This window comes from Variovorax sp. GW823-FHT04F07 (assembly GCF_058795995.1).
On record NZ_JBXAIG010000005.1, the window covers coordinates 312,953 to 332,337 of the forward strand.

21 protein-coding genes are annotated in these 19,385 nt (G+C 69.2%); 15 read left to right on the forward strand and 6 right to left on the reverse strand.

Going from position 1 to position 19,385, the window contains the following annotated elements; translation table 11 throughout:
- Positions 1-10: 10 nt before the first annotated feature.
- From AC1RAA_RS23310 to AC1RAA_RS23345, 8 genes are all read left to right on the forward strand, one after another.
- Positions 11-1,123 carry a class I SAM-dependent methyltransferase gene (locus AC1RAA_RS23310; RefSeq protein ID WP_492731878.1) on the forward strand — a complete coding sequence of 371 codons (1,113 nt, stop codon included), beginning with the start codon at positions 11-13 and terminating at the stop codon, positions 1,121-1,123.
- Between the two features lie 356 nt (positions 1,124-1,479).
- Positions 1,480-2,379, forward strand: coding sequence for a TauD/TfdA dioxygenase family protein (locus AC1RAA_RS23315; protein WP_492732245.1), 900 nt, complete (start codon positions 1,480-1,482; stop codon positions 2,377-2,379).
- A gap of 31 nt (positions 2,380-2,410) precedes the next feature.
- A complete protein-coding gene (locus AC1RAA_RS23320) occupies positions 2,411-3,421 on the forward strand; it encodes an ABC transporter substrate-binding protein (RefSeq protein ID WP_492732243.1) in 1,011 nt (336 codons plus the stop codon).
- A 4-nt stretch (positions 3,422-3,425) separates the two neighbouring features.
- On the forward strand, positions 3,426-4,325 hold the full coding sequence (locus AC1RAA_RS23325) for an ABC transporter ATP-binding protein (protein ID WP_492732241.1): 900 nt from the start codon (positions 3,426-3,428) through the stop codon (positions 4,323-4,325).
- Positions 4,322-5,191, forward strand: a complete 870-nt coding sequence (locus tag AC1RAA_RS23330; protein WP_492732239.1) for an ABC transporter permease — start codon at positions 4,322-4,324, stop codon at positions 5,189-5,191. The genes AC1RAA_RS23325 and AC1RAA_RS23330 overlap by 4 nt, the downstream gene beginning before the upstream one ends.
- A 99-nt stretch (positions 5,192-5,290) precedes the next feature.
- A complete protein-coding gene (gene hisN / locus AC1RAA_RS23335; RefSeq protein ID WP_492732237.1) occupies positions 5,291-6,067 on the forward strand; it encodes a histidinol-phosphatase in 777 nt (258 codons plus the stop codon).
- Between the two features lie 9 nt (positions 6,068-6,076).
- On the forward strand, positions 6,077-6,271 hold the full coding sequence (locus AC1RAA_RS23340; protein ID WP_056575522.1) for a DUF2905 domain-containing protein: 195 nt from the start codon (positions 6,077-6,079) through the stop codon (positions 6,269-6,271).
- Between the two features lie 40 nt (positions 6,272-6,311).
- Positions 6,312-7,238, forward strand: a complete 927-nt coding sequence (locus AC1RAA_RS23345) for an ROK family protein (RefSeq protein ID WP_307583105.1) — start codon at positions 6,312-6,314, stop codon at positions 7,236-7,238.
- Here AC1RAA_RS23345 and AC1RAA_RS23350 read toward each other — a convergent pair.
- Positions 7,211-8,725, reverse strand: coding sequence for an aminotransferase-like domain-containing protein (locus tag AC1RAA_RS23350; protein ID WP_492732235.1), 1,515 nt, complete (start codon positions 8,723-8,725; stop codon positions 7,211-7,213). The genes AC1RAA_RS23345 and AC1RAA_RS23350 overlap by 28 nt on opposite strands.
- A gap of 172 nt (positions 8,726-8,897) precedes the next feature.
- On the opposite strand from AC1RAA_RS23350, the gene AC1RAA_RS23355 reads away from it, so the two are divergent.
- Positions 8,898-9,233 carry a hypothetical protein gene (locus AC1RAA_RS23355; protein WP_062477921.1) on the forward strand — a complete coding sequence of 112 codons (336 nt, stop codon included), beginning with the start codon at positions 8,898-8,900 and terminating at the stop codon, positions 9,231-9,233.
- A 46-nt stretch (positions 9,234-9,279) separates the two neighbouring features.
- Here AC1RAA_RS23355 and glmU read toward each other — a convergent pair whose 3' ends face one another.
- On the reverse strand, positions 9,280-10,710 hold the full coding sequence (gene glmU / locus AC1RAA_RS23360) for a bifunctional UDP-N-acetylglucosamine diphosphorylase/glucosamine-1-phosphate N-acetyltransferase GlmU (protein ID WP_492732234.1): 1,431 nt from the start codon (positions 10,708-10,710) through the stop codon (positions 9,280-9,282).
- A 49-nt stretch (positions 10,711-10,759) separates the two neighbouring features.
- Between glmU and AC1RAA_RS23365 the strand changes: the two genes are divergently transcribed.
- Entirely contained in the window at positions 10,760-11,608 is an 849-nt protein-coding gene (locus AC1RAA_RS23365) for a DUF6279 family lipoprotein (protein ID WP_492732232.1), read from the forward strand.
- A gap of 14 nt (positions 11,609-11,622) precedes the next feature.
- Here the strand turns inward: AC1RAA_RS23365 and AC1RAA_RS23370 are convergent, their stop codons facing one another.
- Complete coding sequence (locus tag AC1RAA_RS23370; RefSeq protein ID WP_174254419.1) at positions 11,623-12,393, reverse strand: Crp/Fnr family transcriptional regulator; 771 nt, start codon at positions 12,391-12,393, stop codon at positions 11,623-11,625.
- Positions 12,394-12,486: 93 nt separating this feature from the next.
- On the opposite strand from AC1RAA_RS23370, the gene AC1RAA_RS23375 reads away from it, so the two are divergent.
- A complete protein-coding gene (locus AC1RAA_RS23375; RefSeq protein ID WP_492732231.1) occupies positions 12,487-12,903 on the forward strand; it encodes a BLUF domain-containing protein in 417 nt (138 codons plus the stop codon).
- 93 nt (positions 12,904-12,996) lie between these two features.
- Here the strand turns inward: AC1RAA_RS23375 and AC1RAA_RS23380 are convergent, their stop codons facing one another.
- Positions 12,997-13,314 (reverse strand): DUF2917 domain-containing protein, encoded by a 318-nt coding sequence (locus tag AC1RAA_RS23380; protein WP_062477930.1) that lies wholly within the window; start codon positions 13,312-13,314, stop codon positions 12,997-12,999.
- A 175-nt stretch (positions 13,315-13,489) separates the two neighbouring features.
- Here AC1RAA_RS23380 and AC1RAA_RS23385 point away from each other — a divergent pair, with 175 nt between their 5' ends.
- Entirely contained in the window at positions 13,490-14,473 is a 984-nt protein-coding gene (locus AC1RAA_RS23385; RefSeq protein WP_062477933.1) for a LysR substrate-binding domain-containing protein, read from the forward strand.
- A gap of 6 nt (positions 14,474-14,479) precedes the next feature.
- On the opposite strand, the gene AC1RAA_RS23390 is transcribed toward AC1RAA_RS23385, so the two are convergent.
- A complete protein-coding gene (locus AC1RAA_RS23390) occupies positions 14,480-15,097 on the reverse strand; it encodes a 5-formyltetrahydrofolate cyclo-ligase (RefSeq protein ID WP_095743648.1) in 618 nt (205 codons plus the stop codon).
- A 9-nt stretch (positions 15,098-15,106) separates the two neighbouring features.
- Here AC1RAA_RS23390 and AC1RAA_RS23395 point away from each other — a divergent pair, with 9 nt between their 5' ends.
- The 3 genes from AC1RAA_RS23395 (at position 15,107) to AC1RAA_RS23405 (ending at position 18,498) form a co-directional block, all read left to right on the forward strand.
- Positions 15,107-17,137 (forward strand): lytic transglycosylase domain-containing protein, encoded by a 2,031-nt coding sequence (locus tag AC1RAA_RS23395; protein ID WP_070060072.1) that lies wholly within the window; start codon positions 15,107-15,109, stop codon positions 17,135-17,137.
- Between the two features lies 1 nt (position 17,138).
- Positions 17,139-17,702: an MgtC/SapB family protein gene (locus AC1RAA_RS23400; protein WP_492732230.1), complete on the forward strand. Its 564-nt coding sequence runs from the start codon at positions 17,139-17,141 to the stop codon at positions 17,700-17,702.
- A gap of 109 nt (positions 17,703-17,811) precedes the next feature.
- Positions 17,812-18,498 (forward strand): glutathione S-transferase family protein, encoded by a 687-nt coding sequence (locus tag AC1RAA_RS23405; RefSeq protein ID WP_095948223.1) that lies wholly within the window; start codon positions 17,812-17,814, stop codon positions 18,496-18,498.
- A gap of 28 nt (positions 18,499-18,526) precedes the next feature.
- On the opposite strand, the gene AC1RAA_RS23410 is transcribed toward AC1RAA_RS23405, so the two are convergent.
- Positions 18,527-19,264 carry an OmpW/AlkL family protein gene (locus AC1RAA_RS23410; RefSeq protein ID WP_492732228.1) on the reverse strand — a complete coding sequence of 246 codons (738 nt, stop codon included), beginning with the start codon at positions 19,262-19,264 and terminating at the stop codon, positions 18,527-18,529.
- Positions 19,265-19,385 lie beyond the last annotated feature (121 nt).

Genomic DNA, 19,385 nt, shown 5'->3' on the forward strand with positions numbered 1-19,385 from the left:
CAATGGCGCCGTGACGACGCCAACGACAAACAGTTTACCCATCGCCCTCGACCATCTGATTGCCCGCTCCGTCGAGCGCGCGGGCGGATGGATCGGCTTCGACCGCTTCATGGCCCTGGCCCTGTATGCGCCGGGGCTCGGCTACTACGCCAACACCTCGGCCAAGTTCGGCCACATGCCTTCATCCGGCAGCGACTTCGTGACCGCGCCCGAGCTGACGCCGATGTTCGGCCACACGCTCGCGGTGCAGGTGCTCGAAGCGCTGGAGAAGACCGGCACCGACACCGTGTGGGAGTTCGGTGCGGGCTCGGGGGCGCTGGCGGTGCAGCTGCTGCATGCGCTGGGCGAGATGGGGCGCGGCGATGTGCGCTATCGCATCGTCGACCTGTCGGGCACCTTGCGCGAGCGGCAGCAGCAGGCGCTGGCGGGGTATGCGGGGCGGGTCGAATGGCTTGGGGAGCTGCCTGAGTCCATGCAGGGTGTGGTGGTCGGCAATGAGGTGCTCGATGCGATGCCGGTGCAGTTGCTGGCGCGGGTGAAGGGGGTCTGGTTCGAGCGGGGGGTGGTGCGGAATCTGGCGGGGGATGGGTGGACGTGGGCGGACCGGCCGACGGATCTTCGGCCGCCGGTCGAGGTGCCTGGGGTGCATGACTACCTCACGGAGGTGCATCCGCAGGCTCAAGCTTTTATTGCGACGCTGGCGGACCGGCTTGAGAAGGGGGCGGCTTTTCTCATCGACTACGGGTTTCCCGAGGGCGAGTACTACCACCCGCAGCGGCACATGGGGACGGTGATGTGCCATCGGGGGCATCAGGCGGATGGCGATCCGCTGTCGGAGGTGGGGTACAAGGACATCACGGCGCATGTGGACTTCACGGGGATTGCGGTGGCGGGGCAGGAGGCGGGGCTGGCTGTTCTTGGCTATACGAGTCAGGCGCGGTTTCTCTTGAACTGCGGGATCTTGGGGCGGATGGAGCGGGGGACCGTGGCGCAGCGGGGGATGGCGGCTCGGTTGATTCATGAGCATGAGATGGGGGAGTTGTTCAAGGTGGTGGGGTTTGCTGTCGGTGAACCCTGGGACGCGGTGGGTTTCTCTGAAGGGGATCGGAGTCACACCCTCTGAGGGTTTGCTTCCCGAGGCCGGGTCTCGCCCCGGCGGGCGACTCACTTTCTTTTGCTTCGCCAAAAGAAAGTAAGCAAAGAAAAGGCGACCCCACTGTCTGCGTCCCTCCGCTTCGCTGCGGGCAACCTGCGGTGCTCGCGTTTCGCGGGGTCTCGCCCAAACTCGCTTCGCTCAAACAAGGGCGAGCCCTGATCCGCGAAACGCTGCGCTCCTCGGCGCAGCCAGAGGGGCTTGGATACCGGGCGGGCCGTCGCTTCGCTCGGCCCGGGGCTTGTGCTTTCAACGGAAAGAGTTGGTCATAAGCAAGCAACAAAGACTTCGTTGGGGAATGGAGGGCGCGCTTCTACATTCGCGGCATGACTGCCGTTCTTTCCCGCGCTACCCCCGCCGCAGAGGCGCCCGCGCAGCACTTCGAGGTGCGGCCTTTCGATGCGCCGGTCGGTGCGGAGATCGTCGGGCTCGACATCGCTGAGCCGATCAACGCCGCCGACTTCCAACGCATCCACCGCGCACACCTGGACCACCACGTGCTGGTCTTTCGCGACCAGCGCATCACGCCCGCACAGCACATCGATTTCAGCCGCCGCTTCGGGCCGCTCGAGATTCACGTGCTGCACCAGTTCCAGCTGAAGAACCACCCCGAGATCCTGATCGTCTCGAACATCAAGGAGAACGGCGAGCCGATCGGTCTCGGCGATGCAGGCGTGTACTGGCACTCCGACATTTCGTACAAGCCCCATCCCAGCCTGGGCTCGCTGCTGCACGCGCAGGAGCTGCCGAGCGAAGGCGGCGACACGCTGTTCGCCGACCAGCACCTGGCATGGGAGGCGCTGCCTGCCGAGCTGCAACAGCGCATCCTGCCGCTGAAGGCGGAGCACAGCTACCTCGCGAAATACGAGGAGCTGCGTGCGAAGAATCCGTGGCGCCCCAAGCTCTCGCAAGCGCAGATCGATCAGGTCGCACCCGCCGTGCAACCCGTGGTGCGCACGCACCCGGAGACGGGGCGCAAGGCGCTGTTTGTCAGCGAGCACTTCACGACGCGCATCGTCGGCCTGCCGCAAGGCGAGAGCGATGCGCTGCTGGCCGAGCTGTTCGCGCACAGCACGCGGCCGGAGTTCGTGTACCGCCATGCGTGGGCACCGCACGACCTGGTGTTCTGGGACAACCGCTCGCTGATGCACCTCGCGGCAGGCACGCCCGACCACCTGCGCCGCCGACTCAACCGCACCACCATCGTGGGCGACACGCCTTTCTGATTTCTTTTCCTTCCCTTTTCCGGACTTTCCAATGAACCGCTTCACCCGCCGCGCCGCCGCGCTCGTCACCGGCCTCGGCCTGCTCGCCGGCAGCCTGGCCGCGCACGCCGAAGGGCAGATCCGCATCGCCGAGCAGTTCGGCATCGTCTACCTGCTGCTCAACGTGGCGCAGGAGCAGAAGCTGATCGAGAGGCACGCGAAGGCCGCGGGGGTCGATGCGAAGGTGGAGTGGGTCAAGCTCTCGGGCGGCTCGGCGGTGAACGACGCGCTGCTGTCGGGGAACATCGAGATCGCGGGCGCCGGCGTGGGGCCGCTGCTCACGCTGTGGGACCGCACCAAGGGCAAGCAGAACGTGAAGGGCGTGGCTTCGCTGGGCAACTTCCCGTACTACCTGGTGAGCAACAACCCGAACGTGAAGTCGATCGCCGACTTCACGGACAAGGACCGCATCGCGCTGCCCGCCGTGGGCGTGTCGGTGCAGTCGCGTGTGCTGCAGATCGCGTCGGCCAAGCTGTGGGGCGACAAGGAGTTCAACAAGCTCGACAAGATCAGCGTGGCGCTGCCGCACCCCGATGCGGCGGCGGCGATCATCAAGGGCGGCACGGAGATCACGGGGCACTTCGGCAATCCGCCGTTCCAGGAGCAGGAGCTCGCGGGCAACCCGAACGCGCGCATCGTGCTCAATTCGTACCAGGTGCTGGGCGGGCCGTCGTCGGCCACGGTGCTGTACGCCACCGAGAAATTCCGCAACGAGAACCCCAAGACCTACAAGGCCTTCGTCGATGCGCTCGACGAGGCGGCGAAGTTCGTCACGGCCAACCCCGAGAAGGCGGCCGACATCTACCTGAAGGTGAGCAACGCCAAGCTCGACCGCGAGCTGCTGCTGAAGATCATCAAGAACCCCGAGGTGCAGTTCAAGACCGCGCCGCAGAACACCTACGTGTTCGCGGAGTTCATGCACCGCGTGGGCGCGATCAAGAACAAGCCGGCGTCGGTGAAGGACTATTTCTTCGACGACGCGCACACCGCCTCGGGGAACTGACGCGATGCTGTCCCGGCTCGAGCGCCTGGCAGGGCCGCCCGCCGCGGCCTTCCTCGGCGGCAGCGTGGCGCCGCAGCGGCCGGCCCGGCGGCGCGGCGTGGTGGCCACGGGCGACGCGGCACCGCCGTACGTGCACGAGGCGTTGCTGCAGGTCGACGGCGTCAGCCTCGAGTACCGCACGCCCGAGCGCGTGGTGCGCGCCACGCACCGCGTGAGCTTCGACGTGCATGCCGCCGACCGCTTCGTGCTGCTCGGGCCCTCGGGCTGCGGCAAGTCGACGCTGCTCAAGGCTGTGGCCGGGTTCATCCCGCCGGTCGAGGGCGAGATCTGGCTCGACGGCCGGCGTGTGTCGCAGCCGGGCCCCGACCGCATCGTCGTGTTCCAGGAGTTCGACCAGCTGCCGCCGTGGAAGACGGTGAAGCAGAACGTGATGTTCCCGCTGCTCGCCTCGCGCACGCTGGGGCGCAAGGAAGCGGCCGAGCGCGCGCTGCATTACCTCGACAAGGTGGGCCTCTCGAAATTCGCCGACGTGCACCCGCACCAGCTCTCGGGCGGCATGAAGCAGCGCGTGGCGATCGCGCGGGCGCTGGCGATGCAGCCGCGCGTGCTGCTGATGGACGAGCCCTTTGCCGCGCTCGACGCACTCACGCGCCGCCGCATGCAGCAGGAGCTGCTCGAGCTGTGGGACGAGGTGCGCTTCACGCTGCTGTTCGTCACGCACTCGATCGAAGAGGCGCTGGTGGTGGGCAACCGCGTGGCGCTGCTGTCGCCGCATCCGGGGCGCATGCGTGCCGAGCTCAACAGCCACGGTTACTCGCTGGACAGCCTGGGCGGTGCGGACTTCCAGGCGACGGCGCGGCGCATCCACGACATGTTGTTCGAGGAAGAACAGGGCACCCCATGAGCACCCTGACGCCACCCATCCGCCCCGAGTACGAACGCACGCTCGAGCCCTTCACCGAATTGCCGGTCGAGCGCGCGCTGCCGCTGGCCACGCGCGTCGCCTCGCACACCTGGCTGCGCAAGGGCCTGATCCTCGCCGTCATCGCCGTGCTGTGGGAGCTGGCGGCGCGCTGGCAGGACAACGACCTGCTGCTGCCCACCTTCACCGCCACCGCCCGTGCATTGATCGAAGGGCTGGCCAGCGGCGAGCTGGTCGAGAAGGTGCGCATCTCGCTGGCCGTGCTGCTGCAGGGCTACCTCGCGGGCGTGCTGCTCGCCTTCGGGCTCACGACGCTGGCGGTGTCCACGCGCATCGGGCGCGACCTGCTGGACACGCTGACCTCGATGTTCAACCCGCTGCCCGCGATCGCGCTGCTGCCGCTGGCGCTGCTGTGGTTCGGGCTCGGGCGCGGCAGCCTGGTGTTCGTGCTGATCCATTCGGTGCTGTGGCCGCTGGCACTCAACACCTATGCGGGCTTCCAGGGCGTGCCCGAGACGCTGCGCATGGCAGGGCGTAACTACGGGCTGAAGGGGCTGCGCTACGTGCTGCAGATCCTGGTGCCGGCCGCGCTGCCGTCGATCCTGTCGGGGCTGAAGATCGGCTGGGCCTTTGCCTGGCGCACGCTGATCGCGGCCGAGCTGGTGTTTGGCGCCTCGTCGGGCAAGGGCGGGCTGGGCTGGTACATCTTCCAGAACCGCAACGAGCTCTACACCGACCGCGTGTTCGCCGGCCTCGCGCTGGTGGTGCTGATCGGCCTGCTGGTGGAAAGCCTGGGCTTTCGCACGCTGGAGCGGCTCACGGTGCGGCGCTGGGGCCAGCAGCGCTAGCCCACAGGTGAAGGGGCCGGGCGGACGAATGCCCCGGCGATGGCGCAAGGGCCGTGGGCTCGGGTCTAATCGCAGCTTTTGGCACGCGTTCTCCTTCCCATGAGCTCTTCCGCCCCCGACCTTTCCGCGATCGCCGGTGCGCTGGCCGACGCGGCCGCCGCCCAGTCGATGCGCTACTTCCGCACGCCGCTGGACATCATCACCAAGGCCGACGAAAGCCCGGTCACGCTGGCCGACCGCGCCGCCGAAACGGCCATGCGCGAGATCCTCGGCGCGCGCGTGCCCACCGACGGCATCTTCGGCGAGGAGCACGGTCCCGAGCGCCTCGACGCCGACCGCATCTGGGTGCTCGACCCGATCGACGGCACGCGCAGCTTCATCACCGGCTCGCCACTGTGGGGCACGCTCATCGGCGTGCTGCAGGGCGGTCGCGTGGTGCTGGGCATGGTCGACATGCCGGTGCTGAAAGAGCGCTGGATCGGTGAGGCCGGCAAGGGCGCCACGCGCGACGGCCAGCCCGTGCGCGTGAGCGGCTGCACCGAGATCGCCAAGGCCCGCATCGTCACCACCTCGCCCGACATCTTCTCGCCGGCCGACTGGAGCGCCTTCGACCGCCTGAGCCGCCAGTGCGCGATGCGCCGCTTCGGCGGCGACTGCTACGGCTACGCGCAACTCGCGGGCGGCACCATCGACCTCGTGGTCGAGACGGGGCTGCAGCCCTACGACTTCCTGGGCCCGGCGGGTCTGATCGAGGCCGCGGGCGGCGTCGTCACCGACTGGGAGGGCCGGCCGCTGGGGCTGAATCCCGACCAGCGCGTAGTTGCGGCGGCCACACCCGAACTTCACCGACAAGCCCTGGCTGTACTGGCCGCCTAGACTGTCTGCATGTTCCGCTGGCTGATCGTCGTCGTCCTGGCGCTGGTGCTCATGAGCGGCCTGACCGCCTGGCTGCGCCGCTTCGGCTTCGGACGGCTGCCCGGCGATTTCGAGTTTCGCGCCTTCGGCCGCGACTGGCAGCTGCCGATCGCGAGCACGGTGGTGCTCAGCATGATCGCGGCGCTGGTGGCGCGGCTGCTCTGAGCACGGCGCGGCGACGACTGAGAAAGAAGAGAACCCCGCAATGAGAGCCTGCGTAGACATCGGTGGCACCAAGGTCGCCGTGAGCCTTTCCGCTTCGAGCGACGCGCCGCTGATCGGCCGCCGCAGCGAGCCCACCGCCAAGACCGGCAACAACGACGCCGTGGCGGTGCAGATCCTGCGGCTCATCGACGAGGTGTGCGCCGAGCAGGGCATCGACCCGGCCAGCATCGACCGCGTGGGCGTGTCGTCGACAGGGCCTTTCGAGCTGCACGACGGCATGGTCGAGCTGGCCACGCCCAACATCTGCGGCGGCATCGCCGGCCCCTCGCGCGGGCTGCCCAACAACTGGATGACGGCCATCGTCGAGGCGCCGCTGGCGCGCCGCTTCGCCCGCGTGCGCGTCGAGAACGACGCCGTGGCCGCGCTCGAGGCCGAGCGCCACTGGGGCGCGCTGAAGGGGCTCGACAACTGTGCCTACGCGACCTGGAGCACCGGCGTGGGCGTGGGCCTGTGCGTCGACGGCAAGGCGCTGCGCGGCAAGAACGGCAACGCCGGCCATGCGGGCCACAGCTTCGTGGTCGACGACGACAGCGGCGCGCTGTGCGGCTGCGGCAACCTGGGCGACGTGGAAGCGCTGGCGGGCGGCAATTCGATCGCGCACCGCTTCGGCCAGCCCGCGGCCGATCTGTTCACGGCCGCCGCGGCCGGTGACGCCGCGGCCCTCGAGAAGGCCGACGCGCTGTGCCGCGTGATCGGCCGCATGCTCTACAACCTCGTCATCACGCTCGACCTGCAGCGCATCAGCCTGGGCGGCAGCGTGTTCTGGCACCACCGCGACTTCGTGCTGCCGCGGCTGCAGGCGCAGGTCGACGGCAAGCTGCCGCCGCTCACGCGCGGCGTGCTGCTGGTGCCCGCCGGGCTCGGCGACAAGGTGGGCGACTACGCGGCCCTGGCGCTGCTGGACTGAGCCGCGGCGCGCGGCGATCGCACCCCCGTCGCCGGCGGGTGCTTCTGCGCCGCGCAGCCTTCCTCGACGATCCGCCCGAGCCGCCGCAGCCCCGCATCGACCGCTTCGCTGAAGGGCCAGCCGCAGTTGATGCGCAGGTAGTGGTCGAAGCGCGAGGCGTTCGAGAACTGCGCGCCCGGCGCCACCAGCATGTGCTCGCGCAGGGCCGCCTCGAACACGGCCACAGACGACAGCCGCTCGGGCAACTCCACCCACAGCTGGAAGCCGCCGCGCGGCAGGTTCAGCCGCGTGCCGGCCGGGAAGTAGCGGGCGATGGCGTCGGCCGTCTGGTCGCGCTGCGTGTGCAGGCGTTCGCGCAGCCGGCGCAGGTGGCGGTCGTAGCCGCCGCTGGCAATGATCTCGCCCGCGGCGATCTGCGCCAGCGCCTCGTTGTTGCGCGTCTGCGCGTACTTGAGCATCTCGACCTGCGCGTGCCAGCGCCCGGCCGTGATCCAGCCCAGCCGCAGGCCTGGCGCCAGCACCTTGTGCAGCGAGGCGCAATACACCACGTTGCCCGTGCGGTCCCAGGACTTGATGGCGCGCGGCGGCACCTCGGTTTCCACCAGGTCGCTGTAGGTGTCGTCCTCGACCAGCGCGATGCCGTGGCTTTCGCACAGCTGCACCAGCCGCTGCTTGTGGGCGTCGGGCATCACGCTGCCGATGGGGTTCTGCAGGTGCGGCACCACCACCACGGCCTTGATGTCGTCGTAGGTGTGGATGGCCAGGTCGAGCGCCTCGAGCGAGATGCCGGTCTGCGGGCTGGTCGGAATCTCCAGCCCGCGCAGGCCCAGGCTTTCGAGCACCTGCAGCAGGCCGTAGAAGGTGGGCGATTCGACGGCCACGGTGTCGCCGGGCTTGGCGATGGCGCGCAGCGCGAGGTTCAGCGCCTCGATGCAGCCGTTGGTCACCAGCACGTCGTCGGGCGCCACGGTCATGCCCACGCGCAGGTTGCGCTGGGCCACGACCTGGCGGAACTGCTCGTGGCCTTTTTGCGAAGAGGCCGTGGTCAGCAGCTCGGGGCGCTGGCGCAGCGCGCGCGTCATGGCGTTGCGCAGCGCTTCGGCGGGGTAGAGCTCGGGGGCGGCGCGCGAGATCGCGAAGTTGAGCTTCACGTCGTTGAGGCGTCCGCGCGCCATGAAGTTGGCCATGCGCGTGCGCATGTTGACGAACTGCGCCGGGTCGGGCGGCACGCCGGACACGGGTTCCTCCATGGCCGCGATGGCCAGGCGCTGCGGGCGGCGCACGAAGTAGCCCGAGCGGTCGCGCGCCTCGACCCAGCCTTCGCTTTCCATGGCGCGGCACACCTGCAGCGCGGTCGAGAGGCTGATGTCGTGCAGCCGCATCAGGCTGCGCAGCGAGGGGAGCTTGTCGCCGGCCTTGAGCGAACCGGCGTGGATCGCGTCCACGTAGTGCGCCGCGAGCTGGCGGTAGAGCGGTAGCGAGTCCATGGGTCGATGTTCCCCGCATCGGGCATCCGAAAACAGATGCAGTTGACTGGGAAAAAGACCATAACAGATGGCGTGGCGGCCCGGCTGTTCCGGTCGCAATAGCCATCGGGTGTGCCTGTTTTTCGGGCGGCGGAATTCCTACGATGAAGCCCACATCCACCCGAGGTCCGCCATGATCACCACCCTGTCCGAAGCCCCCGATTCCATCGTCCTCGAACCCGGCCAGTCGCTGCGCACCGCCGTCGATGCGGGCGCCTGGCTGCAGCTGGCCGAGGGCCGCGCCCGCGTGGTGTCGCCGCCGGGCTGGCTGGGCGAGACGGTGTTCATGACCGAGACGCTGCTCGGCGAGGGCGACATGCACTGCGTGCCGCAGGGCGGGTGGATCGAGGTGTCGGCGGTGACGGCGGTGCACCTGCGGGTGCATGCGCCCCAGCGCGCGGCCCGGGCCACGGCGCCGGTGGCGGCGCGGCCGGTGATGCGCTTCGTGCGTTTGCTGACGGGCTGGTGAGGTCCGGGGCAGGGTGCCTGCCCCGAACCAGAGCCCGAAGCCGCCGTCAGTTCTTCGGCAACTTCTGCGGCCGCTTCCAGTTCGCGAAGCTGACCTGCTTGCCCCGCGCCACGGTCAGCGCGCCCGGCTCGGTCGACTTGTTCACCGTCGAGCCGCCGCCGATGGTGCCGCCCGCGCCGATGGTCACGGGCGCCACGAGCACGCAGTTGCTGCCCACGTGCACGTCGGCCTCGATCACGGTGCGGTGCTTGTTGGCGCCGTCGTAGTTGGCCGTGATGCTGCCCGCGCCGTAGTTCACGCGCTCGCCCACCGTGGCGTCGCCCAGGTAGGCCAGGTGGTTGGCCTTGGCGCCCGCCGCCAGCGTGGAGTTCTTGACCTCGACGAAGTTGCCGATGTGCACCTCGGCGCCCAGCTGGGCACCGGGCCGCAGCCGCGCAAACGGCCCGACCAGCGCGCCTGCGCCCACCGTCACGCCGGCCTTCTCGCCATCGATGTGGGTGAAGGGGTGGATCACCGCGCCCGCCTCGATGCGCACGTTGGCAACGACGCAGTTGGCGCCGATGCGCACGCCTTCGCCCAGCGACACCGTGCCTTCGAACACGCAGTTGACGTCGATGTCGACGTCGGCGCCGCAGCTCAGCGTGCCGCGCAGGTCGAAGCGCGCCGGATCGGCCAGGCGCACGCCCTGTTCCATCAGCGCATTCGCCTGGCGCAGCTGCCAGGCGCGCTCCAGCGCGGCGAGCTGGGCCGGGCTGTTGATGCCGGCCACCTGCAGCGCGTCGGTCGTGACATGCGCCACCACCGGCACGCGGTCGTCGGCCGCGAACTTCACGATGTCGGTCAGGTAGTACTCGCCCTGGGTGTTCTTGTTGTCCAGCCGCGCCAGCCAGCCCTTGAGCAGCCGTGCGGGCGCGGCCATCACGCCGCTGTTGATCTCGCGCACGGCGCGCTGCGCCTCGGTGGCGTCCTTGTGCTCGACGATGGCCGTCACCTCGCCGCCGGCACGGGTGCGGATGATGCGGCCGTAGCCCGTGGGGTCGTCGAGTTCGATGGTCAGCAGCGCGAGCCGCTCGCCGCCGCTGGCAGCGATGAGGGTGCGCAGCGTGTCTTCGGCGATCAGGGGCACGTCGCCCGACAGGATCACCACGGTGCCGTCGTCCGGCAGCTGCGGCGTGGCCTGCTGCACGGCGTGGCCGGTGCCCAGCTGGGGCTCCTGGCGCGCGAAACCGAGGGCGGCGGCGTTCACGGCGGTGGCCTTGATGGCGGCCTCGACCTGCTCGGCGCCGTGGCCTGTCACGACCACGACATGGCGCGCGCCGATGCGCGCGGCGGTGTCGGTCACGTGGGCCAGCAAGGCGCGGCCGGCCAAACGATGCAACACTTTGGGCAGCTTGCTCTTCATGCGCGTGCCCTTGCCGGCCGCCATGATGACGACGTCGACCGGTCCCTGGTTGCTCTGCTGCGGAGTCTGATTCATGCGCTTTTCTTCCCGGATTCGTTGTGCTGGACTGGCCCGAATTATCGGTGTGCTGCTGCTGGCCGCTGCCCTGGGGGCTTGCAGCGCGGTCAAGCTCGCCTACAACAACCTGCCCGAGCTGAGCTACTGGTGGCTCGACGGCTACTTCGACTTCGACGGCGCCCAGACCCCCAAGGTGCGCGACGAACTCGCCCAGCTGCTGGCCTGGCACCGCCAGAACGAGCTGCCGCGCATCATCGGCCTGCTGCAGGAGGCCCAGGGCCTGGCGAGTGCCGAGGTGACGCCGGCCCAGGCCTGCCAGCTGGCCGACCGCGTCCGCGAGCGCCTGCTCGCCGTCACCGAGCGCGCCGAGGCCGCCAGCGCCGAGCTGGCGCTGAGCCTGAGCGACGCGCAGCTGCAGCAGCTCGAACGCAAGTACGCGAAGAACAACACCGACTACCGCAAGGACTGGCTCGACCGCAGCCCCGCGCAGGTGCAAGAAAAGCGCTACGACCAGTTCCTCGAGCGCCAGGAAGACTTCTACGGCCGCCTGACGACCGAGCAGCGCGCGCTGCTGCGCCAGCAGGTGGCGCAGTCGGTGTTCAGCCCGAAGCTGGCGTACGAGGAGCGGCGCCAGCGCCAGCAGGAGGCGCTGGTGCTGTTGCGCGGCTTCCTGGGCAGCAACGGCGGCCCGCGCGCCTCGCCGGCCGAGGCCCGCGCCGCGCTGCATGCCTACATCCAGCGCATCGCCGATCCGCCGCCCGGCCCCTGGCGCGACCAGCAGCAGGCGCTGCTGCAGGAAGGCTGCCGCAACCTGGCGGCGCTGCACAACACCACCAGCGCCACGCAGCGCGAGCAGGCGGTGCGGCGGCTGCAGGCCTACCTGGGCGACCTGCGGCAGCTGGTGGCGGCGCGCTGAGTCAGGCGGCGCCTTCAGATCATCGGCACCGGGCGCAGCGGGCGCTCGAAGTAGTCGCCCAGCGTTTCGAGCGCATGCGGCTCCAGGATGCGCAGCCAGCCGCCGTCGAGCTTGTACAGGCCCAGGCGCTGCAGCCGCCGCATCGTCTTGTTGGTGTGCACCAGCGACAGTCCCAGCGCGTCGGCAATGTGCTGCTGGTTGAACGGAAACTCCACCCAGCCGTCGCGCACCATGCCCACGCGCTGGGCGCGGCGGTACAGGTGCATGAGCAGCATGGCCACGCGCTCGCCGGCGTTGCGGCGCCCGGCGGTGACGAGGTGATCGTCCACCAGCTTTTCCTCGCGTGCGGCCAGCCAGGTGATGTCGTAGCCGAGCCGGGGCTGGGTCTGGAACAGGGCCCACAGCCGCTCGCGGGCAAAGGCGCACAGCGTGGCGTCGGTCACGGCCTCGACGCCGTGGGTCTGGCCGTCGGCGAACTCGTCCTGCAGGCCGATGAAGTCGCCGGGCAGCAGAAAACCCAGGATCTGCCGCCGGCCGTCGCTCAGGGTCTTGTAGCGGAAGGCCCATCCTGCGTAGAGCGTGAACAGCTGCGGGCTGGCGCGGTGCTCGTCGACGATGGTGCCGCCCGCCTCGACGCGCCGGGTGCCGGTGCGAAAGGACTGGATCGCCTCCAGCTGCTGCGCCGTCACCGGCAGGAAGGCCTCCAGGCGCCGCAGCGCGCAGTGTTCGCAGGGGTTCGCACCCTGCGGCGGGGAGGCGGCAACGGGGTAGTCCTCGAACTTCACGCCGCACTATAGGCTGGCGGGGCTATGTCTTTTGACATTTCGGGGCGCAGGATGGCCCCCTAGACTCGAAACGATGTCCCCTTTTTGCACCGCATGACACCAGAACAAGCCTCTGCAGAACTCCTGCACGAATTCCTCTATTGCAGCCTGCTCGCCTCCGACCTGCCGCCCGCCACCGTGGGCGCGATCGTCACCCAGGCCCGCGCGCGCAACGCCGAGGACGGCATCTCCGGCCTGCTGGTGTTCGACGGCCAGTGCTTCTGCCAGCATTTCGAGGGGCCGCGCGAGGCGGTGCAGGCGCTGATGGCGCGGCTGCAGCGCGATCCGCGCCACGTGGCGCTCGTGGTGGTCCACGACGGCCCGCTGGCCGTCCGGCGCTACAGCGGGTTTGCGATGGGCCTGGCCGAATGCGAGGGCCCGGACCCGGTCTCGGGCCTGCGGGCCCTGCGCGGTGAGGCGGCGCTGGCGCACTTCCTGGCGCTGCGCGCCAGCTTCGACATCAGCACCTGACCGGCTGACTGACGGAAAACTGAAAACGACGGGCAAAGAAAAAGGCGGCCGAAGCCGCCTTTGTTCAGAAGAGCCGGGAGTGCAGGCGGTCGGTCAGACCGGGTCCCACACGTAGGTGGCACCGTAGCCATCCCAGGCTTCCATGACGATGCGCTGGCCGGCGGCCACGGTGAGCGATTCGCCCGGGGCCAGCACGATGTCTTCACTGGGGCCGTGGGCGGTGGCGTCGGGCGTGACCCACACGCGGCCCTGCTTGACGCGCAGCACGCTCGCCGACCGCGCCTTCAGGCTCATCGCCTCGCCGGGCGCAATCTGCCAGGCGCCACGGCGCACGGCCGGCGGAATGGCCGCGGTGCGGGTGGAACGGGACAGGGAAGCGAGCGATTCGTTGGTGCAGACGGCGGTGGACATGATGAGGACTCCTTGGCTGATCCGAAGCGCCTTTGACAGACAGAGAGGTTGGCGCAGTTCGGGAATGAATGATCGTTTTTGCGGCCTTGGAGGTCCAATGAAAACGAGGTAGCCTACTGATGCGATTCCCGCATCAATCAACTGGGCGCCGGGAACGCACACCAAAGTCATACCCATGCAACATTCGCAAACCCACCTGCGCTCCCGGCCCATCTCCGCGGGGCACCTGCGGGCCTTCGAGGCGGTCGCGCGGCACCTGAATTTCCGCGCCGCGGCCGAGGAAATGGCGCTCACCCAGTCGGCCGTGAGCCGGCAGATCCAGTCGCTCGAAGAGGAAGTGGGCGTGTCGCTGTTCCTGCGCCACACGCGGGCGGTGGAGTTGACCAGCGCCGGGGCGCAGTTGCTGCTGTCGGTGCAGCAGGCGCTGCCGCGCATCGACATGGCGGTGCGGCAGATCCGCCAGAGCGCCGGGCGCAAGAGCGTGGCGCTCACCACGTTTGCCTCGTTCGCCTCGATGTGGCTGATCCCGCGGCTCGAAGCCTTCCAGCGCGACAACCCCGAGATCGACATCCGCATCGACGCCAGCGACATCGCGGTCGACCTCGACGTGGCCGACGTGGACATCGCGCTGCGCTACGGCCCACCCGAAGGCATGCCGCCCGGCGCCGTGCGGCTGTTCGGCGAAACGCTGACGCCGGTGGCGAGCCCGTGGCTCATCAAGAGCAACCCGCCGATCAAGACGCCGGCCGACATCGCCCGCTTCACGCTGATCGAGGCGGGCGACGCGCACCGCACGCACCTCGAGTGGCTCACGTGGCGGCGCTGGTTCGAAGTGAACGGGCTGGAGCGCGCGCAGCCCAAGCGCTGGCTCTATTTCAACTATGCGTACCAGATGGTGCAGGCCGCGCTCACGGGCCAGGGGCTGGTGCTGGCGCGCAGTTCGCTCATTGCCGAAAGCCTGGCCAACGGCGACCTGATCGAGGTGCTGCCGCAGCACCGGCTGGATTCACCGATGGCCTACTGGCTCATCTCGGGGCCGCGCAACGCGCTGCGGCCCGAGATCAAGGCCTTTTCCGACTGGCTGGAGGCGCAGGCCGTCACCACGCGCCAGACCATCGGCGAGGTGCCCGACCCCGACACGGTGGACAACCTCGACTGAGCCGGCTCAGGAGGTCGGCCAGACGACGCCGTTGTCGTTGAGGATGGCGTCCAGCGGCAGGTCGTGCGCCTCGGGTTCGAAGTCTTCCAGGAAGCCGTTCGTGAAGCCCAGCCCCACCGTGAACGGCCGGGGCTCCAGCGCCGCCAGCGTGCGGTCGTAGAAACCACCGCCGTAGCCCAGCCGGTAGCCGCCCGCGCTGTAGCCCACGCAGGGCACGAACAGCAGGGTCGGCACGATCAGCTCGGTGTCCTTGGGCTTGGGAATGCCGTAGGCGTCTTCTTCCATCTGGCAGCCCGGGTACCAGGCATGGAAGGTGAGCGTCTTGTGAACTTTGTCGATCACCGGCAGTCCGATGCGGCGGCGCTGCGTTTCTTCCATGAGTTCGCCGTCTTCCTTCCAGCGATGCAGTGCGGGCAGCGGGTCGAACTCGCCCTTGATCGGCCAGTAGGCACCGATCACGGTGTCGGGCCGGCCGACCAGCCAGATCCGCATCACCCGCTGCAACAGGTCGGCCCGCGCAAGGCGGTCGGGCAGCGCCAGGCGTTGCTCGATGAGTGCCTTTCGCAGTTGACCCTTCAGAAAACTCGCCGTGGCCGAGGTGTCGGCATCCTTTGACTTGTCCATAATCCCCCGATGCAGTTCCCAAGCATTTTGGCATCCGCGCGCGCTCGTCAGCGTCGCGGCGCGCCCGCCCTGGTTTTTTCCGCCGTTCTCGCACTCGCCGCGCTGCTGTCGCAACAGCCCGCCGCCGCGCAGAACAACACCAACGACGACGTGCTGGTCCAGATGAAGCAGGCCTTCCAGCGCGGCGACAAGGCCCGTCTCACGGCCTTGCTGCCGCAGGCCCGCGGCCACGCACTCGAGCCCTGGGCCGCCTACTGGGAGCTCAAGGCCCGCCTGCAGGAAGCCGCGCCCAACGAGGTGCAGGACTTCTACGCGCGCTACCCCAACACCTACCAGGAAGACCGCCTGCGCAACGACTGGCTGCTGCTGCTCGGCCAGCGCCGCGACTGGGACGGCTTTGCCGCCAACATCGCCGGCTTCCGCATGGGCGACGACGCCCAGGTGCGCTGCTACGCGGTGCTGGTCGACACGCTGCGCACCGGCACGGCCACGCAGGCGCAGGCCGACGAGGTGCGCCGCAACTGGTTCGCGCAGAAGGACAGCGACGACGGCTGCCTCACCGCCGCCGACCGCATGGTCGCGGCCCGCCTGATGACGACCAACGACGCCTGGAAGAAGGCGCGCCTGGCCATCGAGGCCAACCGGCCCGCGGCCGCGCGTGGCGCCGTCACCATCGCCGCGCCCGACGCGCTGCCGCTGTTCGAAGAGGTCAACGCCAGCGCCGCCAAGTTCCTCACGGGCCGCGCCTTCGTGGCCGCCAAGTCGCGCAAGGAACTGGTGGTGCTCGCGCTCATCAAGATCGCGGTCGCCGACCCCGACCAGGGCGCCGCACAGCTCGACGGCAAGTGGGGCCCGATGCTCTCCGCCGAAGAGCGCAACTGGGTCTGGGGCACCATCGGCCGTGCGGCCGCGAACAAGCTCTCGCCGATGGCCGTGAGCTATTTCGGCAACGTCACGAAGAACAGCGACCTGTCCGACGACATGCTCGGCTGGCGCGTGCGCGCCGCCCTGCGCGCCAGCCAGTGGAAGGACGTCGCGCCCGCCATCAACGCCATGAGCGACGCCGCCCAGCAGGACCCCACCTGGGTCTACTGGAAGGCCCGCGCGCTCAGCAGCGCCGGCGGCGACGAGCGCCGCGCCCAGGCCCGCGAGCTGTACACCAGCATCGCCGGCACGCGCGGCTTCTATGAAATGCTGGCGCTCGAAGAGCTGGGCCAGCGCGTCGTGGCGGCCACGCGGCCCGCGCCGCTCACGCCCGAAGAAAAGAACGCCGCGCGCACCAACCCCGGCTTGCAGCGCGGCCTGCAGGCCATCGGCATGGGCCTGCGCTCCGAAGGCACGCGCGAGTGGAACTACGCCACCAACCTGCACGACAAGGGCGGCATGGACGACCGCGCCCTGCTGGCCGCCGCCGACCTGGCCTGCCAGCGCGAGGTGTGGGACCGCTGCATCAACACCAGCGAGCGCACCAAGGGCGTGATCGACGTCGAGCAGCGCTTCCCCATGCCCTTCCACGACACGGTGCTGCGCAAGAGCCAGGACATCGGCCTGGACCCGGCCTACGTCTACGGCCTGATCCGCCAGGAAAGCCGCTTCATCATGGACGCGCGCTCGGGCGTCGGTGCCTCGGGCCTGATGCAGGTCATGCCCGCCACGGCGCGCTGGACCGCCCGCAAGATCGGCCTGACCGACTTCACGCCCGGCCAGATCAACGACCGCGAAACCAACATCACCATCGGCACCAACTACCTGAAGCTCGCGCTCGACGACTTCGACGGTTCGATGGCGCTGGCCGCCGCGGCCTACAACGCCGGCCCGGGCCGGCCGCGCAACTGGCGCAACGGCCCGGTGATCGACGCGGCCATCTGGGCCGAGAACGTGCCCTTCAACGAGACGCGCGACTACGTGAAGAAGGTGCTGGCCAACACCACCAACTACGCCGCCATCATCAGCGGCAAGCCGCAGTCGCTGAAGGAGCGCCTGGGCCGCGTGGGCCCGCGCAACGCCAACGAGCCGGAACCCAACAAGGACCTGCCCTGACATGAGCTGGCGCGACGAGGTGCTCGACACCGTCGCGTCCGAATTCTCGGACGCGGGAGACGTCGCGCAACTCACGCGCATCTCGGTGCGGCTGCTCTTGGCGGCCGTGCTGGGTTTCCTGCTCGGCTTCGAGCGGGAGCAGCAGGGCAAGGCGGCCGGCGTGCGCACGCACATGCTGGTGGCGATCGGGTCGGCGCTGTTCGTGCTGATCCCGCAGCAGACCGGCATCGTGCCGGCCGACATGAGCCGCGTGATCCAGGGGTTGGTGGCCGGCGTCGGCTTCCTGTGCGCCGGCACCATCCTCAAGCAGGGCAAGGACGAATCCCACGTGCAGGGCCTCACCACCGCCGCCGGGCTGTGGATGACCGCCGCCATCGGCATGGCCTGCGGGCTCGGCCGCGAGGTCACGGCCGTGTTCAGCGCGCTGCTGGCGCTCGCGGTGCTGTCGCTGGTGCCGCGCCTCGTGAGCCTGATCGAGCGCGTCGTGAAGCCCTCGCCGGACACGAACGCCTCCGGCCCGCGCGTGATCGTCCCGCCCGAATCCCGCCAGGACGGCGAACGCTGAAGCGGCCCGCATCAATTCGCGCCGCCTTCGTCATCAATCGCAGCCCGCTGCCCGGCTAGCATCGACGGCTTTGCCCCGCATTCCCGCACTGACCCGGAGACCCAGATAGATGTCCAAGCTCTACATCGGCAACAAGAATTACTCGTCGTGGTCCATGCGCCCCTGGGTGCTCATGACGCAGGCCGGCATTCCCTTCGAGGAGGTGATGGTGCGCTTCGATTCGTTCGACGCCACCTCGCAGTTCAAGCACGTGATCGGCGCCATCAACCCCGTGGCCAAGGTGCCGGTGCTGGTCGACGGTGACCTGGCCGTCTGGGACACGCTGGCCATTGCCGAGTACCTGGCCGAGCGCTTCCCCGAGAAGCAACTGTGGCCCCAGGGCCTGGCCGAGCGGGCCCGTGCGCGCAGCATCTGCGCCGAAATGCACTCGGGCTTCACCCACCTGCGCGGCAACTGCCCGATGAACATCGAGGCCTCGCTGCCCGAGGTGGGCGCGCGGCTTTTGGCCGAGCAGCCCGGCGTGCAGGAAGACCTCGACCGCATCGTGCAGATGTGGACCGAGCTGCTCGAGACGCACGGCGGCCCGATGCTGTTCGGCGCTTTCACGATTGCCGACGCCTTCTTCGCGCCGGTGGGCATGCGCATCCGCGGCTACGGCCTGCCGGTGCCGCCGGCCATCGACGCGTACATCGCGCGCGTGGCGGCCCTGCCGGGCGTCGCCGCGTGGATCGACGGCGCCCTGGCTGAAAAGACCTTCGTGGCTTTCGACGAGCCTTACCGCACCTCGCGCGACTGAGCGCGGGATCGGGGCTCGCCGGACCTCATCAGAACCGGTACGTCGCCGCCAGGTAGGTGACGATCGGGTTCAGCTTCAGGCTCGCTTCGCTGCGCGCCACCGGCAGGCCGGTGAGGCTGGTCGTGGTGAGCTTGGCCTTGGTCTTCAGCGGGATGTAGGACACCGAGAACGACACGCCCCAGTGCTTGTCGAACTGGTAGGCCACGCCGGCGTTGAGCACGGGCGCGAACGAGCTGTCGAGCTTGGCGGTGGTGTTCACCGAAGACGGACGCACGTGGAACTGGCTGGCCAGCGCGCCCTGCAGGTTCGACGTGAGCTTCACGTCGCTGTACCAGACGTAGGTGGCGCCCAGGCCCACGAACGGACGGAAGGCGTCGTTGCCTTCGTTGAAGTAGTACTTGGCCAGCACGGTCGGGCTCCACTGGCGGGCCTGGCCGAGTTCGCCCACGCGCGCCAGCGTGCCGCTGCCGTTGAGCTTGAACTTGGGCGGCACGCCGAGCACGCCCTCGACGGCCCAGTGGGGATCGATGAAGTACGCGACGTTCAGGCCCAGCGTGTCCGAGTTGGTGACGCTCGCGCCCGAGCCGGCCAGCACGCTGTGCACGGGCGAGGTCACGGTCAGCGGCTTGCTCGAATCCTGCGGCGACAGGTGGAACCAGCCGGTGCCGACGACCCAGTCGCCGGCGTTCTGCGCCAGGGCGCTGCCCGATGCCAGGACCCCGAGTGCCGCCAATGCCAACGATGCTGTTGTTGTGAGTTTCTTCATAGCTGTGAATGCTCCTTGGGTATTGAAAACAGCCCCGCGCACGGGGGCACCGGCCAGCGACCGGTGCTTCGCGCGACACGAATTTACGAACGGTCGTTCGCATCGCTCGGCGATTATCGAA

Bases quoted from the DNA above. Each gene is read 5' to 3' on its own strand.
- AC1RAA_RS23315 (WP_492732245.1), top strand. From the start codon at position 1,480: ATGACTGCCGTTCTTTCCCGCGCTACCCCCGCCGCAGAGGCGCCCGCG.
- AC1RAA_RS23320 (WP_492732243.1), top strand. From the start codon at position 2,411: ATGAACCGCTTCACCCGCCGCGCCGCCGCGCTCGTCACCGGCCTCGGC.
- AC1RAA_RS23325 (WP_492732241.1), top strand. From the start codon at position 3,426: ATGCTGTCCCGGCTCGAGCGCCTGGCAGGGCCGCCCGCCGCGGCCTTC.
- AC1RAA_RS23330 (WP_492732239.1), top strand. From the start codon at position 4,322: ATGAGCACCCTGACGCCACCCATCCGCCCCGAGTACGAACGCACGCTC.
- hisN (WP_492732237.1), top strand. From the start codon at position 5,291: ATGAGCTCTTCCGCCCCCGACCTTTCCGCGATCGCCGGTGCGCTGGCC.
- AC1RAA_RS23340 (WP_056575522.1), top strand. From the start codon at position 6,077: ATGTTCCGCTGGCTGATCGTCGTCGTCCTGGCGCTGGTGCTCATGAGC.
- AC1RAA_RS23345 (WP_307583105.1), top strand. From the start codon at position 6,312: ATGAGAGCCTGCGTAGACATCGGTGGCACCAAGGTCGCCGTGAGCCTT.
- AC1RAA_RS23350 (WP_492732235.1), bottom strand. From the start codon at position 8,725: ATGGACTCGCTACCGCTCTACCGCCAGCTCGCGGCGCACTACGTGGAC.
- AC1RAA_RS23355 (WP_062477921.1), top strand. From the start codon at position 8,898: ATGATCACCACCCTGTCCGAAGCCCCCGATTCCATCGTCCTCGAACCC.
- glmU (WP_492732234.1), bottom strand. From the start codon at position 10,710: ATGAATCAGACTCCGCAGCAGAGCAACCAGGGACCGGTCGACGTCGTC.
- AC1RAA_RS23375 (WP_492732231.1), top strand. From the start codon at position 12,487: ATGACACCAGAACAAGCCTCTGCAGAACTCCTGCACGAATTCCTCTAT.
- AC1RAA_RS23380 (WP_062477930.1), bottom strand. From the start codon at position 13,314: ATGTCCACCGCCGTCTGCACCAACGAATCGCTCGCTTCCCTGTCCCGT.
- AC1RAA_RS23385 (WP_062477933.1), top strand. From the start codon at position 13,490: ATGCAACATTCGCAAACCCACCTGCGCTCCCGGCCCATCTCCGCGGGG.
- AC1RAA_RS23390 (WP_095743648.1), bottom strand. From the start codon at position 15,097: ATGGACAAGTCAAAGGATGCCGACACCTCGGCCACGGCGAGTTTTCTG.
- AC1RAA_RS23395 (WP_070060072.1), top strand. From the start codon at position 15,107: ATGCAGTTCCCAAGCATTTTGGCATCCGCGCGCGCTCGTCAGCGTCGC.
- AC1RAA_RS23400 (WP_492732230.1), top strand. From the start codon at position 17,139: ATGAGCTGGCGCGACGAGGTGCTCGACACCGTCGCGTCCGAATTCTCG.
- AC1RAA_RS23405 (WP_095948223.1), top strand. From the start codon at position 17,812: ATGTCCAAGCTCTACATCGGCAACAAGAATTACTCGTCGTGGTCCATG.
- AC1RAA_RS23410 (WP_492732228.1), bottom strand. From the start codon at position 19,264: ATGAAGAAACTCACAACAACAGCATCGTTGGCATTGGCGGCACTCGGG.